Source organism: Mesorhizobium sp. P2_D1 (assembly GCF_056404455.1).
The window spans coordinates 44414-66144 of sequence record NZ_JBFUDZ010000018.1 but is presented as its reverse complement, the minus strand read 5'-3'; the positions used below and the strand labels follow the sequence as shown (position 1 = coordinate 66144).

At 63.5% G+C, this 21731-nt stretch carries 23 protein-coding genes; 11 read left to right on the top strand and 12 right to left on the bottom strand.

All coding sequences use genetic code 11. From position 1 onward, the window contains the following. Window positions 1-5 precede the first annotated feature (5 nt). Complete coding sequence (locus AC1D0I_RS15490) at window positions 6-1211, top strand: clavaminate synthase family protein (protein WP_477396149.1); 1206 nt, start codon at window positions 6-8, stop codon at window positions 1209-1211. A gap of 16 nt (window positions 1212-1227) precedes the next feature. Here the strand turns inward: AC1D0I_RS15490 and AC1D0I_RS15485 are convergent, their stop codons facing one another. Beyond that, window positions 1228-2484 carry a hypothetical protein gene (locus tag AC1D0I_RS15485; RefSeq protein WP_477396147.1) on the bottom strand — a complete coding sequence of 419 codons (1257 nt, stop codon included), beginning with the start codon at window positions 2482-2484 and terminating at the stop codon, window positions 1228-1230. Between the two features lie 152 nt (window positions 2485-2636). Here AC1D0I_RS15485 and AC1D0I_RS15480 point away from each other — a divergent pair, with 152 nt between their 5' ends. After that, a complete protein-coding gene (locus AC1D0I_RS15480; RefSeq protein WP_477396145.1) occupies window positions 2637-3695 on the top strand; it encodes a CapA family protein in 1059 nt (352 codons plus the stop codon). Window positions 3696-3762: 67 nt separating this feature from the next. Further along, a complete protein-coding gene (locus AC1D0I_RS15475) occupies window positions 3763-4734 on the top strand; it encodes a hypothetical protein (protein ID WP_477396143.1) in 972 nt (323 codons plus the stop codon). Between the two features lie 14 nt (window positions 4735-4748). On the opposite strand, the gene AC1D0I_RS15470 is transcribed toward AC1D0I_RS15475, so the two are convergent. Beyond that, window positions 4749-5243 (bottom strand): YegJ family protein, encoded by a 495-nt coding sequence (locus AC1D0I_RS15470; protein ID WP_477396142.1) that lies wholly within the window; start codon window positions 5241-5243, stop codon window positions 4749-4751. Beyond that, entirely contained in the window at window positions 5240-5578 is a 339-nt protein-coding gene (locus AC1D0I_RS15465) for a hypothetical protein (RefSeq protein WP_477396140.1), read from the bottom strand. Before AC1D0I_RS15465 ends, AC1D0I_RS15470 begins: the two co-directional genes overlap by 4 nt. Window positions 5579-5689: 111 nt before the next feature. Between AC1D0I_RS15465 and AC1D0I_RS15460 the strand changes: the two genes are divergently transcribed. From AC1D0I_RS15460 to AC1D0I_RS15450, 3 genes are all read left to right on the top strand, one after another. Continuing rightward, window positions 5690-5932: a DUF1344 domain-containing protein gene (locus AC1D0I_RS15460; RefSeq protein ID WP_095090895.1), complete on the top strand. Its 243-nt coding sequence runs from the start codon at window positions 5690-5692 to the stop codon at window positions 5930-5932. 202 nt (window positions 5933-6134) lie between these two features. Next, window positions 6135-7757, top strand: coding sequence for an FAD-binding oxidoreductase (locus AC1D0I_RS15455; protein ID WP_477396138.1), 1623 nt, complete (start codon window positions 6135-6137; stop codon window positions 7755-7757). 17 nt (window positions 7758-7774) lie between these two features. After that, a complete protein-coding gene (locus AC1D0I_RS15450; protein WP_477396136.1) occupies window positions 7775-8398 on the top strand; it encodes a hypothetical protein in 624 nt (207 codons plus the stop codon). An 85-nt stretch (window positions 8399-8483) separates the two neighbouring features. Here AC1D0I_RS15450 and AC1D0I_RS15445 read toward each other — a convergent pair whose 3' ends face one another. From AC1D0I_RS15445 to AC1D0I_RS15430, 4 genes are all read right to left on the bottom strand, one after another. Next, window positions 8484-9005, bottom strand: a complete 522-nt coding sequence (locus AC1D0I_RS15445) for a hypothetical protein (RefSeq protein WP_477396134.1) — start codon at window positions 9003-9005, stop codon at window positions 8484-8486. Window positions 9006-9170: 165 nt separating this feature from the next. Further along, on the bottom strand, window positions 9171-10169 hold the full coding sequence (locus AC1D0I_RS15440; protein ID WP_477396132.1) for an alpha/beta fold hydrolase: 999 nt from the start codon (window positions 10167-10169) through the stop codon (window positions 9171-9173). Between the two features lie 15 nt (window positions 10170-10184). Next, window positions 10185-11315, bottom strand: coding sequence for a hypothetical protein (locus AC1D0I_RS15435; RefSeq protein ID WP_477396130.1), 1131 nt, complete (start codon window positions 11313-11315; stop codon window positions 10185-10187). Window positions 11316-11322: 7 nt separating this feature from the next. Beyond that, a complete protein-coding gene (locus AC1D0I_RS15430) occupies window positions 11323-11757 on the bottom strand; it encodes a DUF4383 domain-containing protein (protein WP_095792823.1) in 435 nt (144 codons plus the stop codon). A 698-nt stretch (window positions 11758-12455) separates the two neighbouring features. Between AC1D0I_RS15430 and AC1D0I_RS15425 the strand changes: the two genes are divergently transcribed. Beyond that, window positions 12456-13394 carry a diacylglycerol/lipid kinase family protein gene (locus tag AC1D0I_RS15425; protein WP_477396128.1) on the top strand — a complete coding sequence of 313 codons (939 nt, stop codon included), beginning with the start codon at window positions 12456-12458 and terminating at the stop codon, window positions 13392-13394. An 80-nt stretch (window positions 13395-13474) separates the two neighbouring features. Here AC1D0I_RS15425 and AC1D0I_RS15420 read toward each other — a convergent pair whose 3' ends face one another. From AC1D0I_RS15420 to AC1D0I_RS15410, 3 genes are read right to left on the bottom strand one after another with little or no spacing between them, the layout of a single operon-like run. Next, window positions 13475-14392, bottom strand: a complete 918-nt coding sequence (locus AC1D0I_RS15420; RefSeq protein WP_477396126.1) for an NAD(P)-dependent oxidoreductase — start codon at window positions 14390-14392, stop codon at window positions 13475-13477. Continuing rightward, the gene (locus AC1D0I_RS15415; RefSeq protein WP_477300415.1) at window positions 14389-15600 is read right to left on the bottom strand and encodes a mandelate racemase/muconate lactonizing enzyme family protein; all 1212 of its coding nucleotides are present in this window, start codon (window positions 15598-15600) and stop codon (window positions 14389-14391) included. The genes AC1D0I_RS15420 and AC1D0I_RS15415 overlap by 4 nt, the downstream gene beginning before the upstream one ends. Beyond that, window positions 15597-17213: a GMC family oxidoreductase gene (locus tag AC1D0I_RS15410; RefSeq protein WP_477396124.1), complete on the bottom strand. Its 1617-nt coding sequence runs from the start codon at window positions 17211-17213 to the stop codon at window positions 15597-15599. Before AC1D0I_RS15410 ends, AC1D0I_RS15415 begins: the two co-directional genes overlap by 4 nt. A 202-nt stretch (window positions 17214-17415) precedes the next feature. Between AC1D0I_RS15410 and AC1D0I_RS15405 the strand changes: the two genes are divergently transcribed. Further along, window positions 17416-18357 (top strand): phosphoribosylaminoimidazolesuccinocarboxamide synthase, encoded by a 942-nt coding sequence (locus AC1D0I_RS15405; protein ID WP_477396122.1) that lies wholly within the window; start codon window positions 17416-17418, stop codon window positions 18355-18357. A gap of 85 nt (window positions 18358-18442) precedes the next feature. Further along, window positions 18443-18838 (top strand): acyl-CoA thioesterase, encoded by a 396-nt coding sequence (locus AC1D0I_RS15400; RefSeq protein WP_095090906.1) that lies wholly within the window; start codon window positions 18443-18445, stop codon window positions 18836-18838. 255 nt (window positions 18839-19093) lie between these two features. Here AC1D0I_RS15400 and AC1D0I_RS15395 read toward each other — a convergent pair whose 3' ends face one another. Beyond that, window positions 19094-19462: a winged helix-turn-helix transcriptional regulator gene (locus AC1D0I_RS15395; protein ID WP_477396120.1), complete on the bottom strand. Its 369-nt coding sequence runs from the start codon at window positions 19460-19462 to the stop codon at window positions 19094-19096. A gap of 89 nt (window positions 19463-19551) precedes the next feature. Between AC1D0I_RS15395 and AC1D0I_RS15390 the strand changes: the two genes are divergently transcribed. Next, window positions 19552-20157, top strand: a complete 606-nt coding sequence (locus AC1D0I_RS15390) for an NADPH-dependent FMN reductase (RefSeq protein WP_095090908.1) — start codon at window positions 19552-19554, stop codon at window positions 20155-20157. Between the two features lie 56 nt (window positions 20158-20213). Here the strand turns inward: AC1D0I_RS15390 and AC1D0I_RS15385 are convergent, their stop codons facing one another. Next, window positions 20214-20627 (bottom strand): winged helix-turn-helix transcriptional regulator, encoded by a 414-nt coding sequence (locus tag AC1D0I_RS15385; RefSeq protein WP_477396118.1) that lies wholly within the window; start codon window positions 20625-20627, stop codon window positions 20214-20216. A gap of 97 nt (window positions 20628-20724) precedes the next feature. Between AC1D0I_RS15385 and AC1D0I_RS15380 the strand changes: the two genes are divergently transcribed. Continuing rightward, window positions 20725-21705: a quinone oxidoreductase family protein gene (locus AC1D0I_RS15380; protein WP_477396116.1), complete on the top strand. Its 981-nt coding sequence runs from the start codon at window positions 20725-20727 to the stop codon at window positions 21703-21705. Window positions 21706-21731 lie beyond the last annotated feature (26 nt).

The window sequence follows — 21731 nt, the reverse complement described above, 5'->3', positions numbered from 1 at the left end:
CTGCAATGCTTGACACGCCAAAGCACCCATCAAGGCATTCAACTTCGACCACGCCGATCCGCGCCATGCGTGCCGAAGGCCAGCGCGTCGTCGTCGACCTGGCGGACGGCCGAACTGGAAAGCTTTCGACGCGCTGGCTGCGGCTGGCTTGCGAATGCGATGCCTGTGGCGACACTGCCTCCGGCAAGAGATGGCTGACACCGGCCGACATTGCCGCAAGCGTTCGAGCCAGCTCAATCAATGTCACGGCGGGCGAGGTGGGTGTCGTCTGGGATGATGGCCATGTCTCGCACTACGGAGCTGAATTCCTGGCAGGCCATGCCGGCGCTGGCTCAGGCCCGGCCCGGTTCCAGCCGCAATTGTGGAGCAGCGACCTGACCGCGCGGCTTGGCCGCTTTTCATTCGACGCGGTTGTCGAGGACGACGAGATGCTGTTCCATTCGCTGCGGGCGCTACGCGATCACGGCATCGCCATGCTGACCGGGGTTCCCGCAGAAACGGAAGCGACGGCGCGGGTCGCCGGCCGCTACGGGCCGATCCGCGAGACCAGCTACGGCAAGGTGTTCGACCTGATCTCGCGGCCGGATGCGCGGGTGGCGGGAGAGACGGCTCGGGCGCAGATCCCGCATACGGACGAGTCGTTCCGTTATGCGCCGCCGGGCTTCATCTTCTTCCACGCCATCCGCACCGGTGCGGGCAGCGGCGGCACCTCCCTGATGGTTGACGGCTTCCATGTTGCCGCGCTGATGCGGACGCAGACGCCGGAACTGTTCGATCTGTTGACGCGGCACGGCGTCACCTTTCATCGCGAGCATGCGGGCGAGGTGTTCTTCAGTGCCGAGGCACATGTCATCAGCCTCGATGCAACCGGGGTCGTCACCGGCGTCCGCTACAACGACCGCTGCCTGGCGCCTCAGACGGCCTCAGAGGATGAAATCGACGGCGTGATCGAGGCGTTGGCCGAACTGACGCGGCTGATCTGCGATCCGCAAAACCAGTTCCAGCACCAGCTGCAGCCGGGCGAGGTGCTGGTCTTCGACAATCAGCGTGTCATGCATGGCCGCAGCGCCTTCGATCCGACGCTGGCGGTGCGGCATCTCAGAAGCTGCAACATCGACCGCGACGGCGTGCACAGCGCGTTTCGCACGCTGGCCCGGCGGTTTGCGCCTGAAGAGGCCGAGACGGTGCTCTATCAGGGCGCGATTTTCTAGCGTCCTGCCGTTGCCCTTAGTTGAACCACAGGGCAAAAGTCAGAAAACCGCTGCCGCCGAATTGGCGCTGGATCTGGTCGAAATCGTCGCTGGTCAGGATCTTGCCGCTTTCGAGATAGGGCGCGATGGCCGGGCCGGTGATCGACAGCACCAGGTCGAAGGGTTTTGGCTCGTCGAAGAAGCGCTTCATGTTGATGCCCTTGCCGGTGATGCGGAAATGCGGCAGCAGCAAGCGGCCTTCCAGAAGATCCTCGGCCATGGTCAAGGTGGCGAGCCAAGCCTCGACCTGCTCTTCGCCGACTTCAAGGCCGGTGAGCGGGTTCTCGCCCTTCTGCTGCGGTCCCGGCAGCCATTCGCGGTCGTTGTCGGTCTCGGCGCGGATCGCCTTCCAGTCCTCGCGCGACAGCCGGATCATTTCGAGCAGGTGGCGACGCGCCGCTTGCCGGCGCTCGGGTTCGACAACCGGCCAGTTGACCAGATGCACCAACGAGATGAAATCGGCGATGCGCCATTCCGAGGTGAAGATGCTGCTGCCCATGTCGCTGCTCGGCGGCACGAGAATGTCCTGCAACGGCAGTTTGGCGCGCGGGAACAGCATGTGGAAGGACCCGTCGAAGGTGCTCCTGAAATCATGCGCCAGCCAGAAATCAGCCTGCGCCATCAGGAATTCGGCATAGCCCTGCAGCCAATAGCCGTCGGCGCGGTCGAAGCGGAAGGTGAGCGCGGATGCTGCTCCTTCCGGTGCGCTGCCGCCGCGCGACAGCGAGGCCATGATGGCGGCCATGCTCTCATCCGGCGTGATCGCGCCGTCCTCATTAAGGTCGATGCCGACATGGGTCAGATCGAGCACCATGCCGATATCGGCATCGGCCGGGACCGAGCCCAGCGTTGCGGCGGATTTTTCCAGCCGGTCGCGGAAGCCGACCAGAATGGCGCGGAACTGCTCATAGGTCAGCGGCTTTGGGTTGGGATTGTCCGGCACCGGAAGCCGCATCAATGGCAGCATGAAGGATTGCGGGCTTTCGAAACCATGGCGGTGCAGGCCGCTGGCCAGCAGCTCCAGCGCGGTGAAGAACTCGCCGGCGCCGGCCGCGTAGGCGGACGCCGGATCTTTTGGCGCGGCGGCCTCCAGCGTCGCCAGGGCGGTGTCGCGCGCGGCCACGGTCCTGGCCTCGAACAAAGAGGTTGCCGCTTCGGGCATGGCGGCGCGCGCGGACGACAATGGCACAAACAGAATGAAAGCGGATGCCAGCAGGCTTGCTATTCGTGTCATCTTTTCCCCCATGCGTTCGTCGCGTCTGCGAACATACACGCATTTGCGGTGCCGCGCCTCTCAGCGCCGAGGCGCAGACGCACGATTGTCGACGGATGCGCTTCAACCCTCGAGCCCGACGGTCTACACAGGGCAAACGATTGGGCTTGGGCGTGTCGAACTATCCGCTTTCCTACAAACTGTCGTGGCTGCCGCGCTTTCTGAAGCCCTCGCACAGGGGTGATGCCAGTGCTTTCGCGCCGATGGCCGGGACGATGATGACTCCACCGCCGAAGCGGGCGGTGCGGCTGGCCTTCATCGGCGACATCTCGGCGGTGGCCAACCGCGGCGCGCCGGACTGCGATCCGGCGATCAAGGCGTTGCTCGGCGCTGCCGACCTGGTGATCGGCAATTGCGAAAGCCCGATCGTCGACGGACCAAATGCGGTGCTGGGGACAAAACTCGGCACGCATCACGCGATGAGCGAACGCTTTCTGGTCAAGACGTTGGCGGCCGTTGGCATCGCACACGAAAGGCTCGTGCTGTCACTGGCCAACAATCATGTACTCGACCAGGGCGTCGCCGGTTTCGACGCGACGGTGGCGGCGCTGAAGCGGCTGGGCATCCGCAGCATCGGCCTGGCAGCCAATGATACGGTGGTGCCTGTCACCGTCGGGCCGCTGAACATTGGCTTCGCGGCCTTCACCCTATGGCGCAACGCCGATGAAGACCTGTTTGCCGGCCGCGTGTCGATGGATAGCGATCCAGGGCGCTGGCCGCGCGATGCCGTCGATCTTCTCTGCGCGGTGCCGCACTGGGACTGGGAGTTCCGGCATTTTCCGCGCGCCGAGACGCAGGCGCTGGCCAGACGGCTGGCCGCAGATGGTGTCGGGCTGATCGCCGGCCATCATGCCCATGTCGTACAACCGGTGGACCGCATCGACCAGACGCTCGTCGCCTATGGGCTCGGCGATTTCCTCGGCACCGCCCTTCCCCGCCAGCCATGGCCGGGGCGCATTGGAGGCATATTCATCGTCGATGTCAGTGCCGATGCCGGCACGCGCGGCGCCGTTGCATCTTACCGTCTGCATCCCTTTGTGCGGCTGCGCGCCGGTGATCATGAGCGGCTGCTGCCGGTGGCAGGGTTGAAGGGGCGGATGCGCGGCAAGGTCAAGGGCCGGCTGGAGGCGATTTTCCCTTCCCCTAGAAGCGAGGAAGGGGTCACCGCTTAACCGTCTGGCGGCCTCGGCAAAACCGACTATCATGCGCCGGCAGCGGCAGGCTTGCGGGGGGATGGCGATGGAAACAGCGGATTTCATGCCGAGCGAGGCGGTCACGGCCGGCATCCGGAAAGACATCGAGACCTATGAGGCGGCGAGGGCTTCGGCGGTCCGGCAGGTGCGCTGGCGGGTGCCGCTGTTCGTCGGCCTGGTGCTGGTGTTTGTGGTGCTGATCGCCTGGCTGTTCAACAAGGTCGCCGACCCCAATGAGCAATGGTTCTCGACGCCGCATGTGTTTCTCTACGTCATCGGCTTCGCGGCTTTGATCCTGCTCTATTTCCAGGCCATGAAACCGGCGACGCGGCTGCAGCAATCGTTCCGCGAGACGCTGCTGCCGATCATCTTCGGCTTCATCGCGGATATGCGTTACCAGCATGGGGGGAGGCCGAACTCGTTCGACCGGCTGCCGCGCGAGGCGGTCGGGCCTTTCAACCGGCAGTCGTTCGACGATGTCGTTTCGGGCCGCTACGAAGAGTTTCCGTTCGAGCTTTACGAAGCAGAATTGCGCGAAGGGTCGGGCAAGGGTTCATCGACAGCCTTCAAGGGTGTCGTCGTCGCTTTCGAAGCGATCGAGCCGTTCCCGGGAATATTGGTGGCGACGCGGCGGACCAATGCGGTCGTCGGCTTCTTCCGCGGCATGTTCGCCAGCAAGATGCAGGACTTGTCGTCCGGTGTGCCCGAACTCGACGCCGCCTATGAATTTCGCACCGACAACATCGAGGCGGCGCGGCCGCTGGTGACCGGCCGGCTGGCGCAGGCGCTGAAATGGCTGGGCGAAACCTGGCCGGACGATCCGGCCCGCGTCGCGCTCAACGGCAGCGACGGTTTCCTGCTGCTGCCGCAGACGAAGAATTTCTTCGAACTGCCGGCTATCTCGGTGCCGCTCGACTACACCAGGCATGTCGCGCCGATGATCGCGGACATGGGCGCCATGCTGGCGACCGCGGCGCTGGTGCGCAAGATCGGCGCGAGGGATGGGGAGACGGGTTAGTCAGGTGACGCGCGTCAGCAGTCGAAGCCATAGTTCTGGCGGTAATAGTCGACGTCTTCCTTCGACATGGTCTTAAACAACACACAGACTGTGAAGCTGCCGACTTGACGGCCGTTTCTGGTGTAGCCCCAGTCGGAAATATCTTCCCGGGTGAATTCGAGTTCCTGGCCGGCTACGACGTTGTGCACGCTCTGTGGCTCGTTCGCCAACGTACCTGCAAATCCGGTTGCGGTGCGGTGGAAGGGTATGATCCAGAAATGTTCTGCGGCGTCTCCGTCCCTGACCTCGACCTTCAATTTGAAGTCTGATGTCAAAGGTGGGGGAGCCTCCGACAATGTCAGGAATTCATCCAGGCCTGCGCGAGCCTGCGCTATGGCCGCCGCCATATCCGGATCGTCCCTGGCGACGCTGACAACCTTGTCGCCACCCTGATTAGAATTTTGCGCCTCGGCCAATCCCGGAGCAAACGCCAGCATCAGGGATATCATGGTCCGGACTGCAAGCTTCATGGAATGCCCCCTTCATCGCGACGGTCGACACCATCCTGCATCCATTCCCAGTTTGCAACCGGAGCGCGAGTTTCATCCCGCATTTGGGGGCGGTTTGAACTGATCCATGAAACAAATTTTGTACCGATGATCGGCCAGAAGTCTGTTTCGTGATGCCGCCCGAGGTGGATTGCGGCAGCCGCGTGGTGATTGAAAGCTGCCCGCCACAATCGGCCAAGTGACTCTTTTCGTGGAAAGAAGTGCACTTGCTGGAGGGAACCGAAGCGGCCGGCAGTTGCATCGACGGCAGGCAATGTGTCGGAATTAAGCCTATGATATTGTTTGCGAAAATTCACTCAACGTGATTTGCGGAGGAGGAGCTTTCAGTTTCAGTTTCAGGCCGTTCGGTGCTGTCGTTGCCCAAGACGGCAGCCCCGGGAAACCGAAACAGCACGGAGTGCTTACCGATGAAGAAGACCCTCGCAACCACCGCCGCCCTGCTCGCCTTCCTCGGCACGGCCTATGCCGCGACCGTTCAGGGCACCATCCAGTCGGTCGATCCGACGACCAAGTCGATCACCCTCGACGACGGCAAGATCTACCAGTTGTCGCCGGAAGCGGCGGTCGGCAAACTGAAGGTCGGCGCCAAGGTGGCGGTGACGGTCGATGACAAGACCGGCATGGTGACGTCGATCAAGAAGTCTTCGTAAGCCCAATCTTGATGGGTAGGGCGCTGTCCCTCATCGCCAGGCAGGCGGATGGGGGGCAGCGCAACTCTTCGAGATCACCTTTGTGACGCCTGAACCTCATCATTGGGCGCCTTGATGCCGTAACAACGCCTCGGCTCCGCCATGCACTGCTATGGTTTTTGCCAAAGAGCCGCGTTATCCCTTGGCCAACGGGGGGATATCCATGGCCGAGGAACAAAAAGGGTTTCGCCTGTCGCGGCGATTGCTGCTGGGTGCGGCCGTCTTCGGCGGCGCGGTGCTGTGGGGCGGCACCACTGTGGCGCGGTTGGCGCGAGGGCCTTCGGGACCGAAGAACGCCGGGCGCATCGCCGATGTCGATGGCATCGCGCTGCCAATGAAGCCGATTGCCAGTCCGCCGGCCTTCGATCCTTCGCTGCCCTGGTCGGCAAAAGGCGGCGACATCAACGACGCCAGCGGCCTGTCGAAGACGCCGGTCTATGGCGTGGTCGAGGTCAGCGAGGAAGACCACATCGCCAAGGCGCTGGCCTTCGCGCGCGCCAACGGGCTGAAAATCTCGCTGGCCGCCATCCGCCACTCGATGGGCGGGCACGCCTTCGACGACAACGCGCTGGTGCTCGATCTCAGAAAGTTCAACAAGGTCACCGTCGATGCCGCGGCCAAGACCATGACCCTGCAGCCGGGCGCGCGCTGGCACGACATCCAGAACCTCCTGCACCCGCGCTTCGCGGTGAAGGCGATGCAGTCGACCGACATCTTCTCGGTCGGCGGCTCGCTGTCGGTCAACGCGCATGGCATGGACCACCAGGCAGGTTCGGTTGCCGGCTCGATCCGTTCGATGCGGGTGATGCTGGCCGATGGTTCGGTGACGACCTGCTCGCCAACCGAGAACATCGAGCTGTTCCGCCACGTCGTCGGCGGCTACGGCCTGTTCGGCGTGGTGCTGGAGGCGACGCTCGATATCGTCGACAACACGGTCTACCGCACCTCGCGCGAGATCATCAAATCGGACGATTTCCCTAAATTCTTCGCCGACGTGCTGGAGCCGAATAAGCAGATCGGCCTGTTCTACGGCCATCTGTCGACGGCGCCGGGCAATTTCCTCGAGGACATGATCGTCTATCGCTACGACAAGGTGGCCGACCAGCCGCCGGCCGACCAGCCAGAGATCGGCGAGCCGGGTTCGGTGGGGCTGAAGCGGGTGCTCATCAATCTGGCGAAATGGGGCAGCCTGTTCCAGGAGTTGAAGTGGTTCACCGAAAAGACGCTGGAACCGAAATTCGAGAGCTGCACGGTGGCGCGCACTTCAGCCATGGCCGAGGGCGAGGCCTGTCTCGTAACCCGCAACAACCCGATGCACGATTCGGTGCCCTATCTGTTCAACGACCTGATGGATGAGACCGACATCCTGCACGAATACTTTATTCCGCGCGCCGCCTATATCGAGTTCATCGCCGAAGCGCGCGAAATCCTGCGCAACCAGCCGCTGCCGGTGCTCAATGCCTCGGTGCGCATCGTCCACAAGGAAGATGTCGCGCTGACCTATGCGCCGGAGCCGGCCTATTCGCTGGTGCTCTACATCAACCAGCCGACCGATGCCGACGGCAGCGCGAAAATGCGGGCACTGACACGGGCGCTGATCGACGTGACGATCAAGCATGGCGGGCGGTTCTTCCTGCCCTATCAGCTGCATTACACCGCCAGGGAATTGCTGGCCTCCTATCCCGAATTGCCGGCCTTCCTGGCGGCGAAGCGGCAATATGACCCGACGGAACTGTTTTCCTCGACCTTCTACCGTGCCATCAAGGCGCTGAGCGGGGTGGTATAGACGTCAGGAGAACAACCATGCGGATGGTATCAGCGGCGGCACTCACCCTCATCGCGCTGTGCGCTGGACCGGCCGGAGCCGAGGATCTCAAGGCTTTCAAGCTGACGATCGACGGTGTCTCGGTCGATATCGATCCCGGCGAAAGCACAAAGGTGACGCTGCCCGGCGGCAAACAGAGCAAGGTGACGCTCGAACGCAACGACTTCGCCACATTTTCTGGCGGCAGTTTCTCCTTCGTCCATCCGAGCAACATTTCGGTGACCAAGACCGACCTCGGCGAGAGCATCACGCAGTATCTGATGGCATCGGCGCTGGGCACGATCGTCGTCGTGCAGGAATACGGCAAGATGAATCCGGTGTCGCTCAACCAGTTGATGCTGCAGGAAATGACCAAGGAATCGGTGCAGGCTGGTGCGACGCTGACGCAGGAGCCGACGACGCGCAAGCTCGCCGACGGCAAGGAACTGACCGGCATTCTCGCCAAGGTGAAGACACGCACCGACACCGCCGATTTCGAGATCGTCGGCTTCGGCCTTGCCGATCAGGGGTTGTTGTTCATCACCCGCGTCGCCGGCGAGGATGCGGCGACCGAAAAGCCGCTGATCGACAAGTTCTGGCAGAGCCTGAAGGTCAAGCTGTAGGGGCGTTGTTTCGGCGCAATCCCCTGAGGGAAAGCGCTATGCGCTTTTTCCGGGAAAACCGCTTCACACTAGCCCTGGAGTTGCTCTACAGCCCCTTCGGCACCAGTCCGGCCAGCCAGTTCGCCGACCGTTTCGCCATGTCGGCGGTCGCAGAGGCAGCGCGGCCAAGATCGGTCTTGACCACGGCGTAGCCGTTCTTCGTGCGGTAGAGCACGCCGGTTCCGCCATCGACCACTTGTTCATAGGCGACGGGCCGGGCGGCCTCCGCTTCCACGGCCGTCGTCGGCGCGCCGACAGGAACGCTCGGTCGGCGGCTCAATTCCGGCGGCAGCGGGCTTTCGGTTTCAACGACCCTGCTGGCGGGCTTCAGGTCCGGGCGCGACGCGGTCGCGGCCAGTTGCGAGGAGGACGACGAGCCTTTTGCGCGGCAGATGCCGGAGATGAGCGGATAGTTGAAATTGCGCTCGTGCAGCATCTGGCTCTTCATCGCCGCTTCGCATTCGGCGATCGTCGACCACTTGGCCGGCGTCTCGCCGATATATTCGCAAAGCTTGGCGTCGCAGTCGCAGCCGACAATGGTCATGGCGACAAGGGCGGTCTTGATCACGGTCTTGTCCCTTCCAGATGCCCCCCGGCAGCCCAATTCGGTGCATGTTGCGGTCTCAAACCCGGTCTCCGCTTTTGGGCGACGTGCAACAATCCATCGCGCGCGAACAAGGCGGGATTTGGCCGCGATTGTGGAATGAGCGTGGCGGAGCGCCGAACGGTCGATCTATCGAGTGGCCGGCGCGATTCGTTTGAGGAAATTTGCGATCAGCCGCACCACATCGTGCGGACGTTCGACCTGCGGGATGTGGTTGACGCCATCGAGAACCGCCAGTTCGGCGTGCGGAAACAACGCGGCAATCTCTTCACCCTGTGCCAGGGGCGTGGTCGTATCGTCTCGTCCCCAGATGACGAGGACGGGCGGCGTGAAGGCGCGATAGTTCGCGGGGTTGGCGGCAAGGGATTTTCGTTCGTCGTTGAACAGGCCGCTGAACAGCCAATGGCCGACTGCATCGGTGGTGCCTTCGACATTGAGGGGCCGCGCGTAGATCGCGATGCGTTCAGCCGTGACCACGTCGTCGTTCTCGATGAACGAGCGCAGACCCGGTCCGACCATGAGCGGATTGGTGAAGGTCGAGGCAGTGAGCAGTTCGCGAGGCCATCGGAGGTTCAGGAGAGCGGCAAATGGGATTGTCGGCGCCTCGGTCCGGCCGAGGCCAAGTGCGACGTCGAGCAGGATCAGAGCGTCGATGCGATCCGGAGCCTCGAAGGCGGCTTCGATCACGCCACCGCCGCCATAGGAATGGACCCCGACGCTGAAATGGCGGAGGCCGAGCGCGTCGGCGAAACCGAGGACACGTTTTGCGTGGGCAGCGCGCGTATAGTCCTGGTCGACCGGTCTTTGCGAATAGCCAAAGGGAGGCATGTCGGGCGCTATGACGCGAAAGCCCTGGTCTCCCAATGGCACGGCGATATCGCGGTAGGTCTCGGCCCAGGAGGCCGTGCCGTGGAACAGCAGCAGCGGCGGCCCGTCCTGTGGTCCCCAAACCTGGTAGTGGATCTTCAGGCCATCGACGGTGGCAAACAGTGCTCCCGCCGGAGCTGCCTCCTCGGGTGACAGGTTCTCTCGCAGCGCCGCCGCGCCGCGAAAGCCGACAAGCGTGACCACAATGAGCGCGACCAGCGTGAGCGCAAGCCAGCCGACGATGCGGATCAGTCTGCGCATTGCCTGGCTATCGTTTCAATAATCATAGACGTGTTCGAGCCTGGCGCCTGACTTGATCAGAGCTGGCAGCACGAGATGCAATTTGCGCACGGCGACGGTCAGCCCGGTGCGGCGCGTCGCCGGGTCGGCCGGGAGCGGGTAGCTGAACAGGATGCGGATGCCTTCGGGCACAGCGATCGAGTCGGTCGAAAGCACGGTGACCATGATCTCGTCATTGCCGCCGATTTCGACGAAGGAGACGCCCTTGTCGATCAGGCGCGGAATCATCTCGGTAAACACCTGGTAGCGCTTGGTGACGAAGACAGCGCCGTCGGCGCCGTAGTCGCGCTCCAGCAACGTATCGGGCTCGTTACGCGTCGCTTCGCCGACCGGCCCTTTGGCCCAGACATGGATGTCGAGGAAGGCTGGTGGGGACGTGGCTGCGAGTGCCTGCTTGATCAGGTCGGCGTAGCCCTGCTTGATGGTGTCGGCGAGGCCGAAGGCAAGCTTACGTTCGCTGGTGCGGATGGAGCTGTCGCCCGGCGCCGGCTGCACGGCAAACAGGCCGGCGCGCCTCTCGGCATAGGGAAATTGATACCACGGCACCTGGTCGAGGAAAGCGGCATAGTCGGCCGCCACCTTGGCCTGATAGATGTCGGCGGCGGTGCGCTTGCCAGCGGTCGCCTCGGTGATGCGGCCGACCGTGTTCTCATAGGCCCATTGCAGGATGTGTTCGATGCTGTGGCTGGTGCCGATGATGACCAGCATCTGGTGGTTGGCATAGTTGAACTTGTAGGGAGAGCTGGCGCGGATCACCATGGCGTAGTCCTGCCAGAAGCGACCGACATAGGACCAATAGGGAAAGCCGCTCGGCTGGTTCTTGTCGACGAAGCCGGCATATTCGCGCGCGGCGTAGACGATCGCCCATTCCGGGTAGGTGAGGAAGGTCGATTCCTCCGGCCGCTGATAGCCGGGGATTTCGGCGCGAACCTTGTCGGCCAGCGCCTTGGGCGGCGCGCCGTCGGCAATGCCGGGCAGCGGCGCCTTGTCGAGTGACGACGTCGTCAGGAAGCCATAGCTCAGCCCGACGACCGGGATCAGGACGACAATGACGATCAGCCACAGGATCGCCTTGACGATGCGCTTCAGCCAGCGAAACAGCAACATTGCCGGATCAGGCCGTGGCGAAGTGGTCGTGTATGCGCTTCGACAGCCAGAAGCCGACATAGACGGCGAAGCCGCCAATGACGATGTGCGGCAGGTTGGCGAAGAAGCGGGCCGGGAATTCGATATCGTTGAGGGAGCGGAAGCCGTTGATGAAGATGCCGGCATCGAGGCAGCCGGAACCGGTGATCAGGCCAAGCACGCCGTCGAACAGATAGACCGACCCGAACAGCTTGAAATAGAACACCGCCTGGCGATGCGAGATGAAGGCGGCGGCCAGCGCCCAGACGCCGGAGAAGGCGTGTAGCAGGTCGTCGTACCATTGCAGCGAGAACAGGCCGAACAGATTGCCGTTGGCATCGTTGAACGCCGGTATGTAGCCGATGGCAACGACGGCGAAGAACAGGAACGCATAGGCAACGGCAAGCTTCTGGATCAACGTCATGAAGTATCCCCCTTCAATTGACGCCGGACGGTAGCTGATTTCAGCGCCGGTTGCAGCTCTATCCGGAAACAGCGTAAAAATTGTAGGGGATAGCCAAAAAAGACAGTCGGCGCCGGGATCTCTCCCAGCGCCTCCCTGTCAGATCAGGACACGGTCGCGGCAGCAACTTCCCTAAAGTCGTCGCGCCATGCCGGCCTTGATTTTGACGGTCCTGCCAGCCCGCCACCCGAGAGCAGCGCCCGTTCGGGACCACGCCGGTCTCCGCCCTTGCGGGCTTTGCCCTGCGCACCATCGAAGGTTTTTGCCGTCCTTCATGGCAGCATCGGTCCGCCGTCGGCGTTGGCACGCTTTCCGCGGCCCCGTAGGTCTCGGCATCCGTCCCTCCAACAGGCAAGCCTGCTCTCGCTCAGGGCCGTACGGGCCTCAGGAAATCCGCCTTTCACTTCGCCTTTCGGCTGGGCGATCGGTAGCCGCCTGAGATGGGTTCAATGTACGCCGGGTAAGTGGTTGGCGACACTGCGGCAGGCCTGTGGATAGTGGGATTATCGGGGATCAAGCAAGGACAACGGATTTTCCGGTCCGCCATGACGGGCGGCAGCGGTGGACATTCGCCCTTGCCCTGTCGGCGGGCGCGGGTTTCAATGCCGGCAAAGGATTCGAGGCGCCGGGCGCCTTGATGTCCTTGCGGGAGGGTGTGCTTGAAAGTCGGAGTGATCCTCAATCCGATTGCCGGTGGCGGCCGGTTGAAACGGCATTGGCCGGAGGTCGCCGCGTCGCTGAAAAAGCATTTCGGCGAATTCGAGCTGCGCGAGACGCAGGCCGAAGGTGACGCCGAAAGGCTGGCGCTCGATCTCGCGGCAAACGGTTTCGACCTGGTGATCGCGGCCGGCGGTGATGGCACTGCCAGCGAGGTGGCCGACGGGCTGCTGCAGGCGTCCAAGGAAGGCCGCAGAACAACCGAGCTTGGCCTCTTGCCGTGCGGGACCGGCATCGATTTCGCGCGCGGGCTCGGCCTACCGCGCGAGGTTGATGCGGTGCTGAAGCGGCTCGCCGAGACCAAGCCTCGGAAAGTCGATGCCGGGCGCATTTGCTACATCGACGACCATGGCGCGCTGGCCAGCCGGCATTTCATCAACATCGCCAGCCTCGGCCTGTCGGGCGCCACCGACCGCGCCGTCAACGCCGACAAGCGCAAGGGCAAGATGTCGGCCAAGACGCTGTTCCTGTGGCGCACCGTGGTCGAATTCATCCGCTACCGCTTCCAGCATGTCAGGATCACGGTCGACGACGGCACGCCGGTCGAGGCGCRCATGGCGCTGGTGGCGGTCGCCAACGGCAAGTTCTTCGGCGGTGGCATGATGATCGCGCCGGATGCGGAACTGGCCGACGGGCAGTTCGACATCGTCATCCTGCGCGCGGCCGGCAAGCTGAAGCTGATCTGGGACATCAGGCTGCTCTATGGAGGCCGGCACCGCAACCATCCCGCGATCACCATCCTGCGCGGCCGGAAAGTGGTGGTCGAGCCGCTCGGCGATGTCGACAAGAACGGCGCATTGGTCGACATAGACGGCGAGTCACCGGGACGCATACCGGCGACCTTCGAGATCCTGCCCGGCGCGCTGACGCTGAGATATTGAATCAAGTCGTTAACAGATCGATTCAGGTGAATCCGGAGATGGATCCAACCAACTGAAATCGCTTGATTTCTTGCCTGGTGTCAGACTTCGAGCTTGGACGGGAAACCGGGCGCGCGCAGGTCAGTGCCGACAGCATCTTCCAGCAATTTGACGATCTGGGTGGACCAGGCGCCGCCGCCATAGGCTTGCCTGCCTTGTTCAAAAATCGCGTTGACGCGCGATGCCAGCTCGAGCGGCACGCCAGACTGTTCGCCCATGGCGAGCGCGAAGCCGAGATCCTTCAGCGCCAGGTCCATGGTGAAGCCGATGTCGTAGGAGCCGTTGAGAATGAGCTGGCTTTCCGTCTCATGGACGAAGCTGTTGCCGGAGGAGGCGACGATGGCGTGGTAGGATTGGGCGAGGTCGAGCCCGCCTTGCCTGGCCAGCATCAAGGCCTCGCCGGCGGCGACAAGATGGATGAAGGCGAGCATGTTGGTGATCACCTTGATCACCGCCGCCGAGCCGACCGGTCCCATCAGGAACGACTTCGCGCACATCGCTTCGATGGCCGGGCGATGGCGCGCATAGAGTGCCGCATCGCTACCGACCAGTGCGGTGATTTTTCCAACTGCCGCCAGATGCACGCCGCCGGTGACCGGGCATTCCAACGTCTCGATGCCCTTGGCCGAGGCGAGGGCGGCCAGACGGACGATCTCGTCGCGGCCGTTGGTCGACATCTCGATCCAGGTGCCGCCTTCGGGCAGGCCCTCGAGCAAGCCGCCTGGACCGGCCAACACCGCTTCGCTGACTTTGGGCGAGGGCAGGCAGGTTACGGCATTGCCGGCTCGCGCGGCGGCCTCGGCGGGACTGTTGGCGGCGGTGGCGCCGAGCGCGACGAGGCGCTCGACAGCAGCGGGCTCGCGGTCGAAGACGGTGACCGCAAAGCCATTGCGGATCAGGCTGGCGGCAAGATTGCCGCCGAGATGGCCAAGGCCGATGAAGGCATAGCTTTCGCTCACGGCATCAGCGGCGTCTGCATCATCTGCAGATGCAGTTCCTTGCCGGTGTAGGGATGCGCGTCGCAGACCGCTTCGTTGAGCTCGACGCCGAGGCCGGGCTCCTTGGACGGGATGACGTTGCCGTCCTGCCACTCGATCTTCTTCGTAAGCAGCGTCGCGTGGAACCCGTCCCACTGCTTCAGCGATTCCAGGATGAGGAAGTTGGGCAGCGTCACCGCCAACTGGATGTTGGCAGCACCGACGATCGGCCCGCAATAGCAGTGCGGGGCGACCTGGATGTGGTAAGCCTCGGCCATGGCGGCGATCTTCTTGGTTTCGAGGATGCCGCCGGAGCGGCCAAGGTCGGGCTGCAGGATGGTCGCGGCGCGGTTCTCGATGACGCGGGCGAATTCGAACTTGGTCGTCAGCCGCTCGCCGGTGGCGATCGGGATCGACGTGCCTCGCGCCACCTGCGCCATCACTTCAGGCATGTCGGGCGGCACCGGCTCCTCGAACCACAGCGGGTCATAGGGTTCGATGGCGCGGGCCAGGCGCAGCGCGCCGGAGGCGGTGAACTGGCCATGGGTGCCGAACAGGATGTCGGCGCGGGTGCCAACCGCCTCGCGGATCGCCTTGATCATACGCGCCGATAGATCGATGTCGACGAGGCGCGGCTGGTGACCATCGAAGGCGGTGTAAGGGCCGGCCGGGTCGAGCTTGACGGCATTGAAGCCCTGCTCGACATATTCGAGCGCGCAGGCGGCGGCGAGATCGGGGTCGTTGTAGACGTTCTTGCCGCGTGCATCCTCGGAGTGGACGCTGCCGGTGTGCGGGTAGAGATAGGTGTAGGAGCGCAGCGTCTCGTGCACCTGGCCGCCGAGCAATTTGTAGACCGGCTTGTTGGCTTCCTTGCCGACAATGTCCCAGCAGGCCATTTCGAGCGCCGAGAAGCAGCCCATGCCGGACACATCCGGGCGCTGGGTGAAGCCGGAGGAATAGGCGCGGCGGAAGAAGTTCTCGATGTCGTGCGGATCGCGGCCGATCAAATAGCGCTCGGCCATATCCTCGACCATCTTCGCCGTGACATGGGCGGAGAAGGTGGCGTTGTAAGCCTCGCCATAGCCGACGACACCACCATCGGTGGTCAGCTTGACGAAGATGAAATACTTGCCGCCGATGCCGGGCGGCGGGTTGCCGACAACCCAGGTCTTGACGTCGGTGATTTTCATTTTTGGTCCTCCAGAACCAGTTCGGCGCCCTTCCAACCGGTCATGATCGAGGCGGCGTTGGTGTTGCCGGTGATGTTGTCGGGAAAGATCGAGGCGTCGATGACGCGCAAGCCTTCGATACCGTGCACCTTGAGGCGCGGATCGACGACGGCGCGCGCGGGATCGGGGCCCATGCGGCAGGTCGACACCGGGTGATAGACGGTGCCCGAGCGCTTCCGGAAATCCTGGATCAGATCGGCGTCGGATGTGATCGACGGGCCCGGCAGCACCTCTTCCTCGATGATCTCGGCCATTGCCGGCATCGAGGCGATCTTGCGCACGAACTTCACCGCGTCGAGCATCTCGGCGACGTCGGCCTCGGTCGAATAGGCATTGGCTGATATCCTGGGATAGTCGCGCGGATTGCTGGAACGGATCATGATCTCGCCGCGGCTCGACGGGCGGCAATTGGACAGGCCGATGGAAAAGCCCGGCCACGGGTCGGGCGTCAGGATCGGACGCTCACCGCTTTTGGGAATGACGGTCGAGAAGGCCTGGAAATAGAGCTGCATGTTGGGGCGGGTCGCCGCCGGGTCGGTGCGGAAGAAGCCGCCGGCATTGTTCATCGACAGCGACAGCGGCCCGGACCGCGTCAGGATGTATTGCATGCCGACCAGGAGCTTGCCCCACCACGGACGCAGTGTCTGGTTGAGCGTCGGCAGCCTGCCCTTGAAGGTGTAGTTGATGCCGACATGGTCCTGCAGATGCGCGCCGACATTCTCGTTGGCGTGGACGACGGCGATGCCAAGCCCCTTGAGCAGCGCCGAGGGGCCGACGCCGGACAGCTGCAGCAATTGCGGCGAGTTGACCGAGCCGCCCGACAGGATGACCTCACAGCCGGCACGCGCCGTCTTGGTCTCGCCGTTCTGCAGATATTCGACGCCGACGGCGCGCTTGCCTTCGAACAGCACCCGGGTCGCCAGCGCGTTCATCTCGACGCGGACGTTGGCGCGCTTCATCGCCGGGCGCAGGAAGGCACGCGCCGCCGACATGCGGCGGCCATTCTTGGTCGAGATCTGGTAGACGCCGACGCCCTCCTGGGCAGCACCGTTGAAATCCGGGTTGAGCGGCAGGCCGACCTGCTGGCCGGCGGCGAGATAGCGCTTGGTCAGCGGGTGGACGGCGTCCGAACAATCGGTGACATGCAGCGGCCCGCCGACACCGCGCCATGTGTCGGCGCCGGCCTGATTGTCCTCCAGCGCCTTGAAGGCGGGCAAGATATCGTCATAGCCCCAGCCTGGGTTGCCGGCGGCTGCCCAGGTATCGAAATCCTCGCGCGCGCCCCGGATCCAGACCATGGCATTGATCGAGCTCGAGCCGCCAAGCAGCTTGCCGCGCGGCCAGTGGTCGGCGTTGCCCGCCAGGCCAGGGTCCGGTTCGGCCTTGTAGTTCCAGTTCACCGCCGGATCGAAGAAGGTCTTGCCGTAGCCGAGCGGCATCTGCACGTAGAAGCGGCGGTCGGTGCCGCCGGCTTCCAGCACCAGCACGGAAAAGCGTCCGGAGGCCGACAGTTTGTCGGCCAGGACCGAGCCGGCCGAGCCGGAGCCGACGATGATGAAGTCATAGGTTTGCATGATTGGTGGGCGGCTCCGGAAATCTGGCCACAGCCTAGACGCGGCGGGTCCGCCGCGTCGCCGCGCCTTCCGGCATCGGTTGTGAAAAAAGCGACCGCGATGCCAGGTCGAGTTGCGGGGAATCCCGACAATCGCGCTTGATATGCATGGGGTCGACAGCATATGCGATGATATCAGCCAATCTGCGGAAGGCAGGAATCATATGCGCACCTTGCCTGATGCTTTCATTCCCGAATTGTCGGGCCACTACAGCGGCAAGGTCCGCGAAAACTACGACCTGCCGGACGGCAGGCGCATCATCATCGCCACCGACCGCCTTAGTGCCTTCGACACCATCCTGACCTCGATCCCGTTCAAGGGGGAGATCCTCACCCAGACCGCGCGGTTCTGGTTCGAGGAAACCGCCGATATCTGCCCGAACCATGTTCTCGAATATCCCGACCCGAACGTCGTCGTCGGCACAAGGCTGGACATCCTGCCGGTCGAAATCGTCGTGCGAGGATATCTGGCGGGAACCACCAGCACCTCGATCCTGACAAGGTACCGGCGCGGTGACCGGGACATGTATGGAATGACCCTGCCGGACGGCCTGCGCGACAATGAAAAACTGGCCGAGCCGATCATCACGCCGACCAGCAAGGCCCTGCACGGTGGCCATGACGAGCCCCTGTCCAAGGCCGAGATCCTTGACCAGGGCCTTCTCACGCCGGCGCAGTGGGATACCGTATCGGGCTATGCCTTGCAGCTGTTCGCCCGTGGACAGCAGCGCGCCGCCGAACGCGGCCTCATCCTCGCCGATACGAAATACGAATTCGGCACCGACAAGAACGGGACCATAATCCTTGCCGACGAAATCCACACGCCGGACAGCAGCCGGTACTGGATCGCCAAGAGCTATGAGGAAGCCCTCGCCAGCGGCAGCCGGCCGGAGAGTTTCGACAAGGATTTCATCCGGTCGTGGGTCTCTGCGCGATGCGATCCCTACAGCCAACCGATTCCTGACATACCCGACGAGATCGTCGAGCAGGCATCGCGGGTCTATGCGCAGGCTTACGAGGCAATCACAGGCAGGGAATTCTCTCCCGACCTTTCTGGGAATAGCGTCCTGGACCGCATTCGCTCGAACCTCGAGCGTTACTTCTAGCGGCCAAGCGAGACTTCGGTGGGTGGCGCGTTGACCTCTCGGTGCCATGACGCTACGGGGGCATTGACCTCGAAGGATTTCCCCCATGGTGCACTACGCTGAAGGACGGCCGCTCGGCGATCTGACGCTGCGCACGCTGGCCATGCCTTCGGACGCCAATGCGGCCGGCGACATCTTCGGCGGCTGGGTGATGGCGCAGATGGATCTTGCCTGCGGCATCCGTGCGGCCGAGCGCGCCAAGGGCCGCGTGGTGACGGCGGCGGTGAAGGAGATGTCGTTCGCCAAGCCGATGAAGATCGGCGACACGCTGTGCATCTACACCCATGTCGAGCGTGTCGGCCGCACCTCGATGACGCTCAAGGTCGAGGCCTGGGCGCAGCGCTATCTCTCAGACCTGATGGAGAAGGTCACCCATGCCGATTTCGTCATGGTGGCGCTGGATGGCGAGGGCAAGCCAAAGGCGGTTCCGGCGGAAGCCTGACCGGGGGCTTCGGCGCACAGCCATGCCGGGGTGAACACGCGGCAGATGCGAAACGGGCCGCGCACGGTCTGTTGATGAACGAAGACAATCAGTCAACGATTGCTGAACGCCGCGCTGGCAGGTACCGCTGCGGCTTTGCCCTTGTCCGCTGACGGCGTTCGTCTGAAAGCCAGACCCGAAACCGGTCAACAGCCGCCGACGGAATGCAATGTCGCTAGCGCAGCCATCGGCGAAAACCATTGCAATACAAAGGCTTCAGGCATGCGTCTCGTCGAATTTCTCACGTGCTGCCCGCACGCGCGTGGTGTTGACACGGGCCCATTCACCGAGTGCGCTGACCGGGATCAGCAACTCATGGCCGAGTTCGGTCAGCTCATAATCGACGCGCGGCGGTATGGTCGGGAACACCGTGCGGGTGACGAAGCCGTCACGCTCCAATCCGCGCAAGGTGGTGGTCAGCATCTTCTGCGAGATGCCGCCGACAGCAGCGCGTAACTCATTGAATCGCAACGGTCCTTGGCCGAGCTTTCCGACCACGAGAACGGTCCATTTATCGCCGACGCGCTGCAGGATTTCCGAAACGGCGCGGCAATCTTCGGTGTTGAGCGGGTTCCTCAGTAACAAAAAGGTGCCTCCTTGCGCCGCGAGTTGACAGTATCTCATATAGCGCCGGTATCCAAACGATACCAGCTTTACTTGCAAGGAAGAGCCCCATGTCAAAACCCAAGATCGCCATCGTTGTCGGTTCCACGCGCGCCGCGCGCTTCGCCGACGTACCAACCCAGTGGATCGCCAAGATCGCCAAATCGCATGCCGATATCGATGTCGAGATCGTCGATCTGCGCGACTTCCCGCTGCCGTTCTTCGACGAGGTCGCATCCTCCGCCTGGGCGCCGTCGCAGAATGAAGTGGCGAAGCGCTGGCAGAAGAAGGTCGCCGAATTCGACGGCTTCATCTTCACCGCCGCCGAATACAATCATGGTCCGACGGCCGTGCTCAAGAACGCCATCGACTACGCTGCCAACGAATGGAACAAGAAGCCGGCCGGCTTCGTCGGCTATGGCAGCGTCGGAGGCTCCCGCGCCGTCGAGCAGCTGCGCCTTCATGCGGTCGAATTGCAGATGGCGCCGGTTAAGTCGGCCGTCCATATCGCCTGGGGCGACTTCCTCGCCGTCCGCCAGGGCGAGAAGAAGCTCGAAGAGCTCGAGCACCTGAACCAGGCCGCCACGGCGCTGGTCAACGACGTCGCGTGGTGGGCCAAGGTGCTCAAGGCAGCACGTCAGGCCGACGCCGTCGCCGAGGAAGTCAAGGCGGCCTGACCGCCGGTTCGAATTGTCCTCCCAAGGATCCGGGGCGGCGCTCGCGCCGCCCTTTTTCAATTGTGGGAGGCGTGCGTCTCCCGCGCCGGCCTTGGGCGGATGATGCAATCGGCGAGGCGATCCCTTTCGTTGAGTTCGTCGGCGTGGTGCCGGCCCCATTGGCAAAGCGCCAGCAGGATCGGCTCGAGGCTGAGGCCGAGACTTGTCGCCGAATATTCGACGCGCGAGGGGACTTCGGCAAAGATCTCGCGGCTGACGAGGCCGTGCTCCTCCATTTCGCGCAGCTGCTGGATCAGCACCTTCTGGGTGATGCCAGGCATCATCGCTTTCAGCACCGACAGTCGTCGCGGGCCGTCGAAGAGATGGTAGAGGATGACCGCCTTCCAGCGCCCAGCGATCACTTTCAGGGCGCGTTCCGCCGGCAGCATCGGCAATCGCTTGATGGGCTGTCTCTTGCTCGGATTGGCCATGGTCACCTCCTGGTCAGCAGGGGACAAATGAGTGTGTAGTCGAGGCTGCGCAGATAGTGGCAAACCGTCGCCGATGCCATAGCGATCGGAGTTTGCCATGAAAGCCATTCAACTCAGCCGCTTCGGCGGTCCCGACGTGCTGGAGGCGGTCGACCTGCCGTCGCCAGTGCCGCAGGCCGGCGAGGTGCTGATCCGCGTCCATGCCGCCGGGATCAATTTCTTCGAAGTGCTGATGCGCAGGGATGGCTACGCGGTGACGCCGCAACTGCCGATGATCCTTGGCGTCGAGGCCGCGGGCTTCGTCGAGGCCGTTGGACACGGGGCGGATGCGTCGCTGCTGGGAGCCCGTGTCGCCGCGCCTTTGTTCGTTTCAAAGCATCCTCACAGCGGCTATGCCGAGCAGGTGACGATCGACGCCGATCTCGTCGTGCGGCTGCCGGATGCCCTGTTGTTCGAGGATGCCACGGCGTTGATGGTACAGGGGCTGACGGCCCTTCACCTGCTGCGGCAAAGCCCGCCCGGCGGCAAGTCGGTGCTGGTGCCGGCCGCTTCGGGTGGCGTCGGTTCGCTGCTTGTCCAACTGGCCAGGCTAAAGGGCGCACGCAAGGTGATCGCGGCCGCCGGCGGCAAGGCCAAGCTCGATCTCGCTTTGTCGCTCGGCGCCGATGCCGCCGTCGACTATCTCAAGCCGGAGTGGCCCGCTCACCTCCGTGACATCACGGACGGGCAGGGCGCCGATATCATCTACGACACGGTCGGCGGCGCACTGACGGCTGCGTTGCTGCAGGCTCTGGCACCCGGCGGCGAACTGGTGTTCGCCGCACTTGGCCGCTACACGCTCGCGGCTTCCGACCTGGAAGCGATGATCGGCCGCAACCAGTCTTTGAGAGGTTTCGCGCTGCTGCCGCTGCTGTCCACGGACGTACTGAAAGCCAGCCTGTCCGAGCTGTTCCAACTGGCGGCAATCGGTCGGCTCCAGGTTGCGATCGGCGGCCGCTTCCCGCTCGACCAGGCTGGCGAAGCGCACCGCTTGCTGGACGAGCGCCGCTCGACGGGGAAGGTGGTGCTGATCCCCTAGTTTTGGTCGATCAATCGCCTGCAGAG

Bases quoted from the DNA above. Each gene is read 5' to 3' on its own strand.
- AC1D0I_RS15490 (WP_477396149.1), top strand. From the start codon at position 6: ATGCTTGACACGCCAAAGCACCCATCAAGGCATTCAACTTCGACCACG.
- AC1D0I_RS15485 (WP_477396147.1), bottom strand. From the start codon at position 2,484: ATGACACGAATAGCAAGCCTGCTGGCATCCGCTTTCATTCTGTTTGTG.
- AC1D0I_RS15475 (WP_477396143.1), top strand. From the start codon at position 3,763: ATGGAAACAGCGGATTTCATGCCGAGCGAGGCGGTCACGGCCGGCATC.
- AC1D0I_RS15470 (WP_477396142.1), bottom strand. From the start codon at position 5,243: ATGAAGCTTGCAGTCCGGACCATGATATCCCTGATGCTGGCGTTTGCT.
- AC1D0I_RS15460 (WP_095090895.1), top strand. From the start codon at position 5,690: ATGAAGAAGACCCTCGCAACCACCGCCGCCCTGCTCGCCTTCCTCGGC.
- AC1D0I_RS15455 (WP_477396138.1), top strand. From the start codon at position 6,135: ATGGCCGAGGAACAAAAAGGGTTTCGCCTGTCGCGGCGATTGCTGCTG.
- AC1D0I_RS15450 (WP_477396136.1), top strand. From the start codon at position 7,775: ATGCGGATGGTATCAGCGGCGGCACTCACCCTCATCGCGCTGTGCGCT.
- AC1D0I_RS15440 (WP_477396132.1), bottom strand. From the start codon at position 10,169: ATGCGCAGACTGATCCGCATCGTCGGCTGGCTTGCGCTCACGCTGGTC.
- AC1D0I_RS15435 (WP_477396130.1), bottom strand. From the start codon at position 11,315: ATGTTGCTGTTTCGCTGGCTGAAGCGCATCGTCAAGGCGATCCTGTGG.
- AC1D0I_RS15430 (WP_095792823.1), bottom strand. From the start codon at position 11,757: ATGACGTTGATCCAGAAGCTTGCCGTTGCCTATGCGTTCCTGTTCTTC.
- AC1D0I_RS15415 (WP_477300415.1), bottom strand. From the start codon at position 15,600: ATGAAAATCACCGACGTCAAGACCTGGGTTGTCGGCAACCCGCCGCCC.
- AC1D0I_RS15410 (WP_477396124.1), bottom strand. From the start codon at position 17,213: ATGCAAACCTATGACTTCATCATCGTCGGCTCCGGCTCGGCCGGCTCG.
- AC1D0I_RS15405 (WP_477396122.1), top strand. From the start codon at position 17,416: ATGCGCACCTTGCCTGATGCTTTCATTCCCGAATTGTCGGGCCACTAC.
- AC1D0I_RS15400 (WP_095090906.1), top strand. From the start codon at position 18,443: ATGGTGCACTACGCTGAAGGACGGCCGCTCGGCGATCTGACGCTGCGC.
- AC1D0I_RS15390 (WP_095090908.1), top strand. From the start codon at position 19,552: ATGTCAAAACCCAAGATCGCCATCGTTGTCGGTTCCACGCGCGCCGCG.
- AC1D0I_RS15385 (WP_477396118.1), bottom strand. From the start codon at position 20,627: ATGGCCAATCCGAGCAAGAGACAGCCCATCAAGCGATTGCCGATGCTG.
- AC1D0I_RS15380 (WP_477396116.1), top strand. From the start codon at position 20,725: ATGAAAGCCATTCAACTCAGCCGCTTCGGCGGTCCCGACGTGCTGGAG.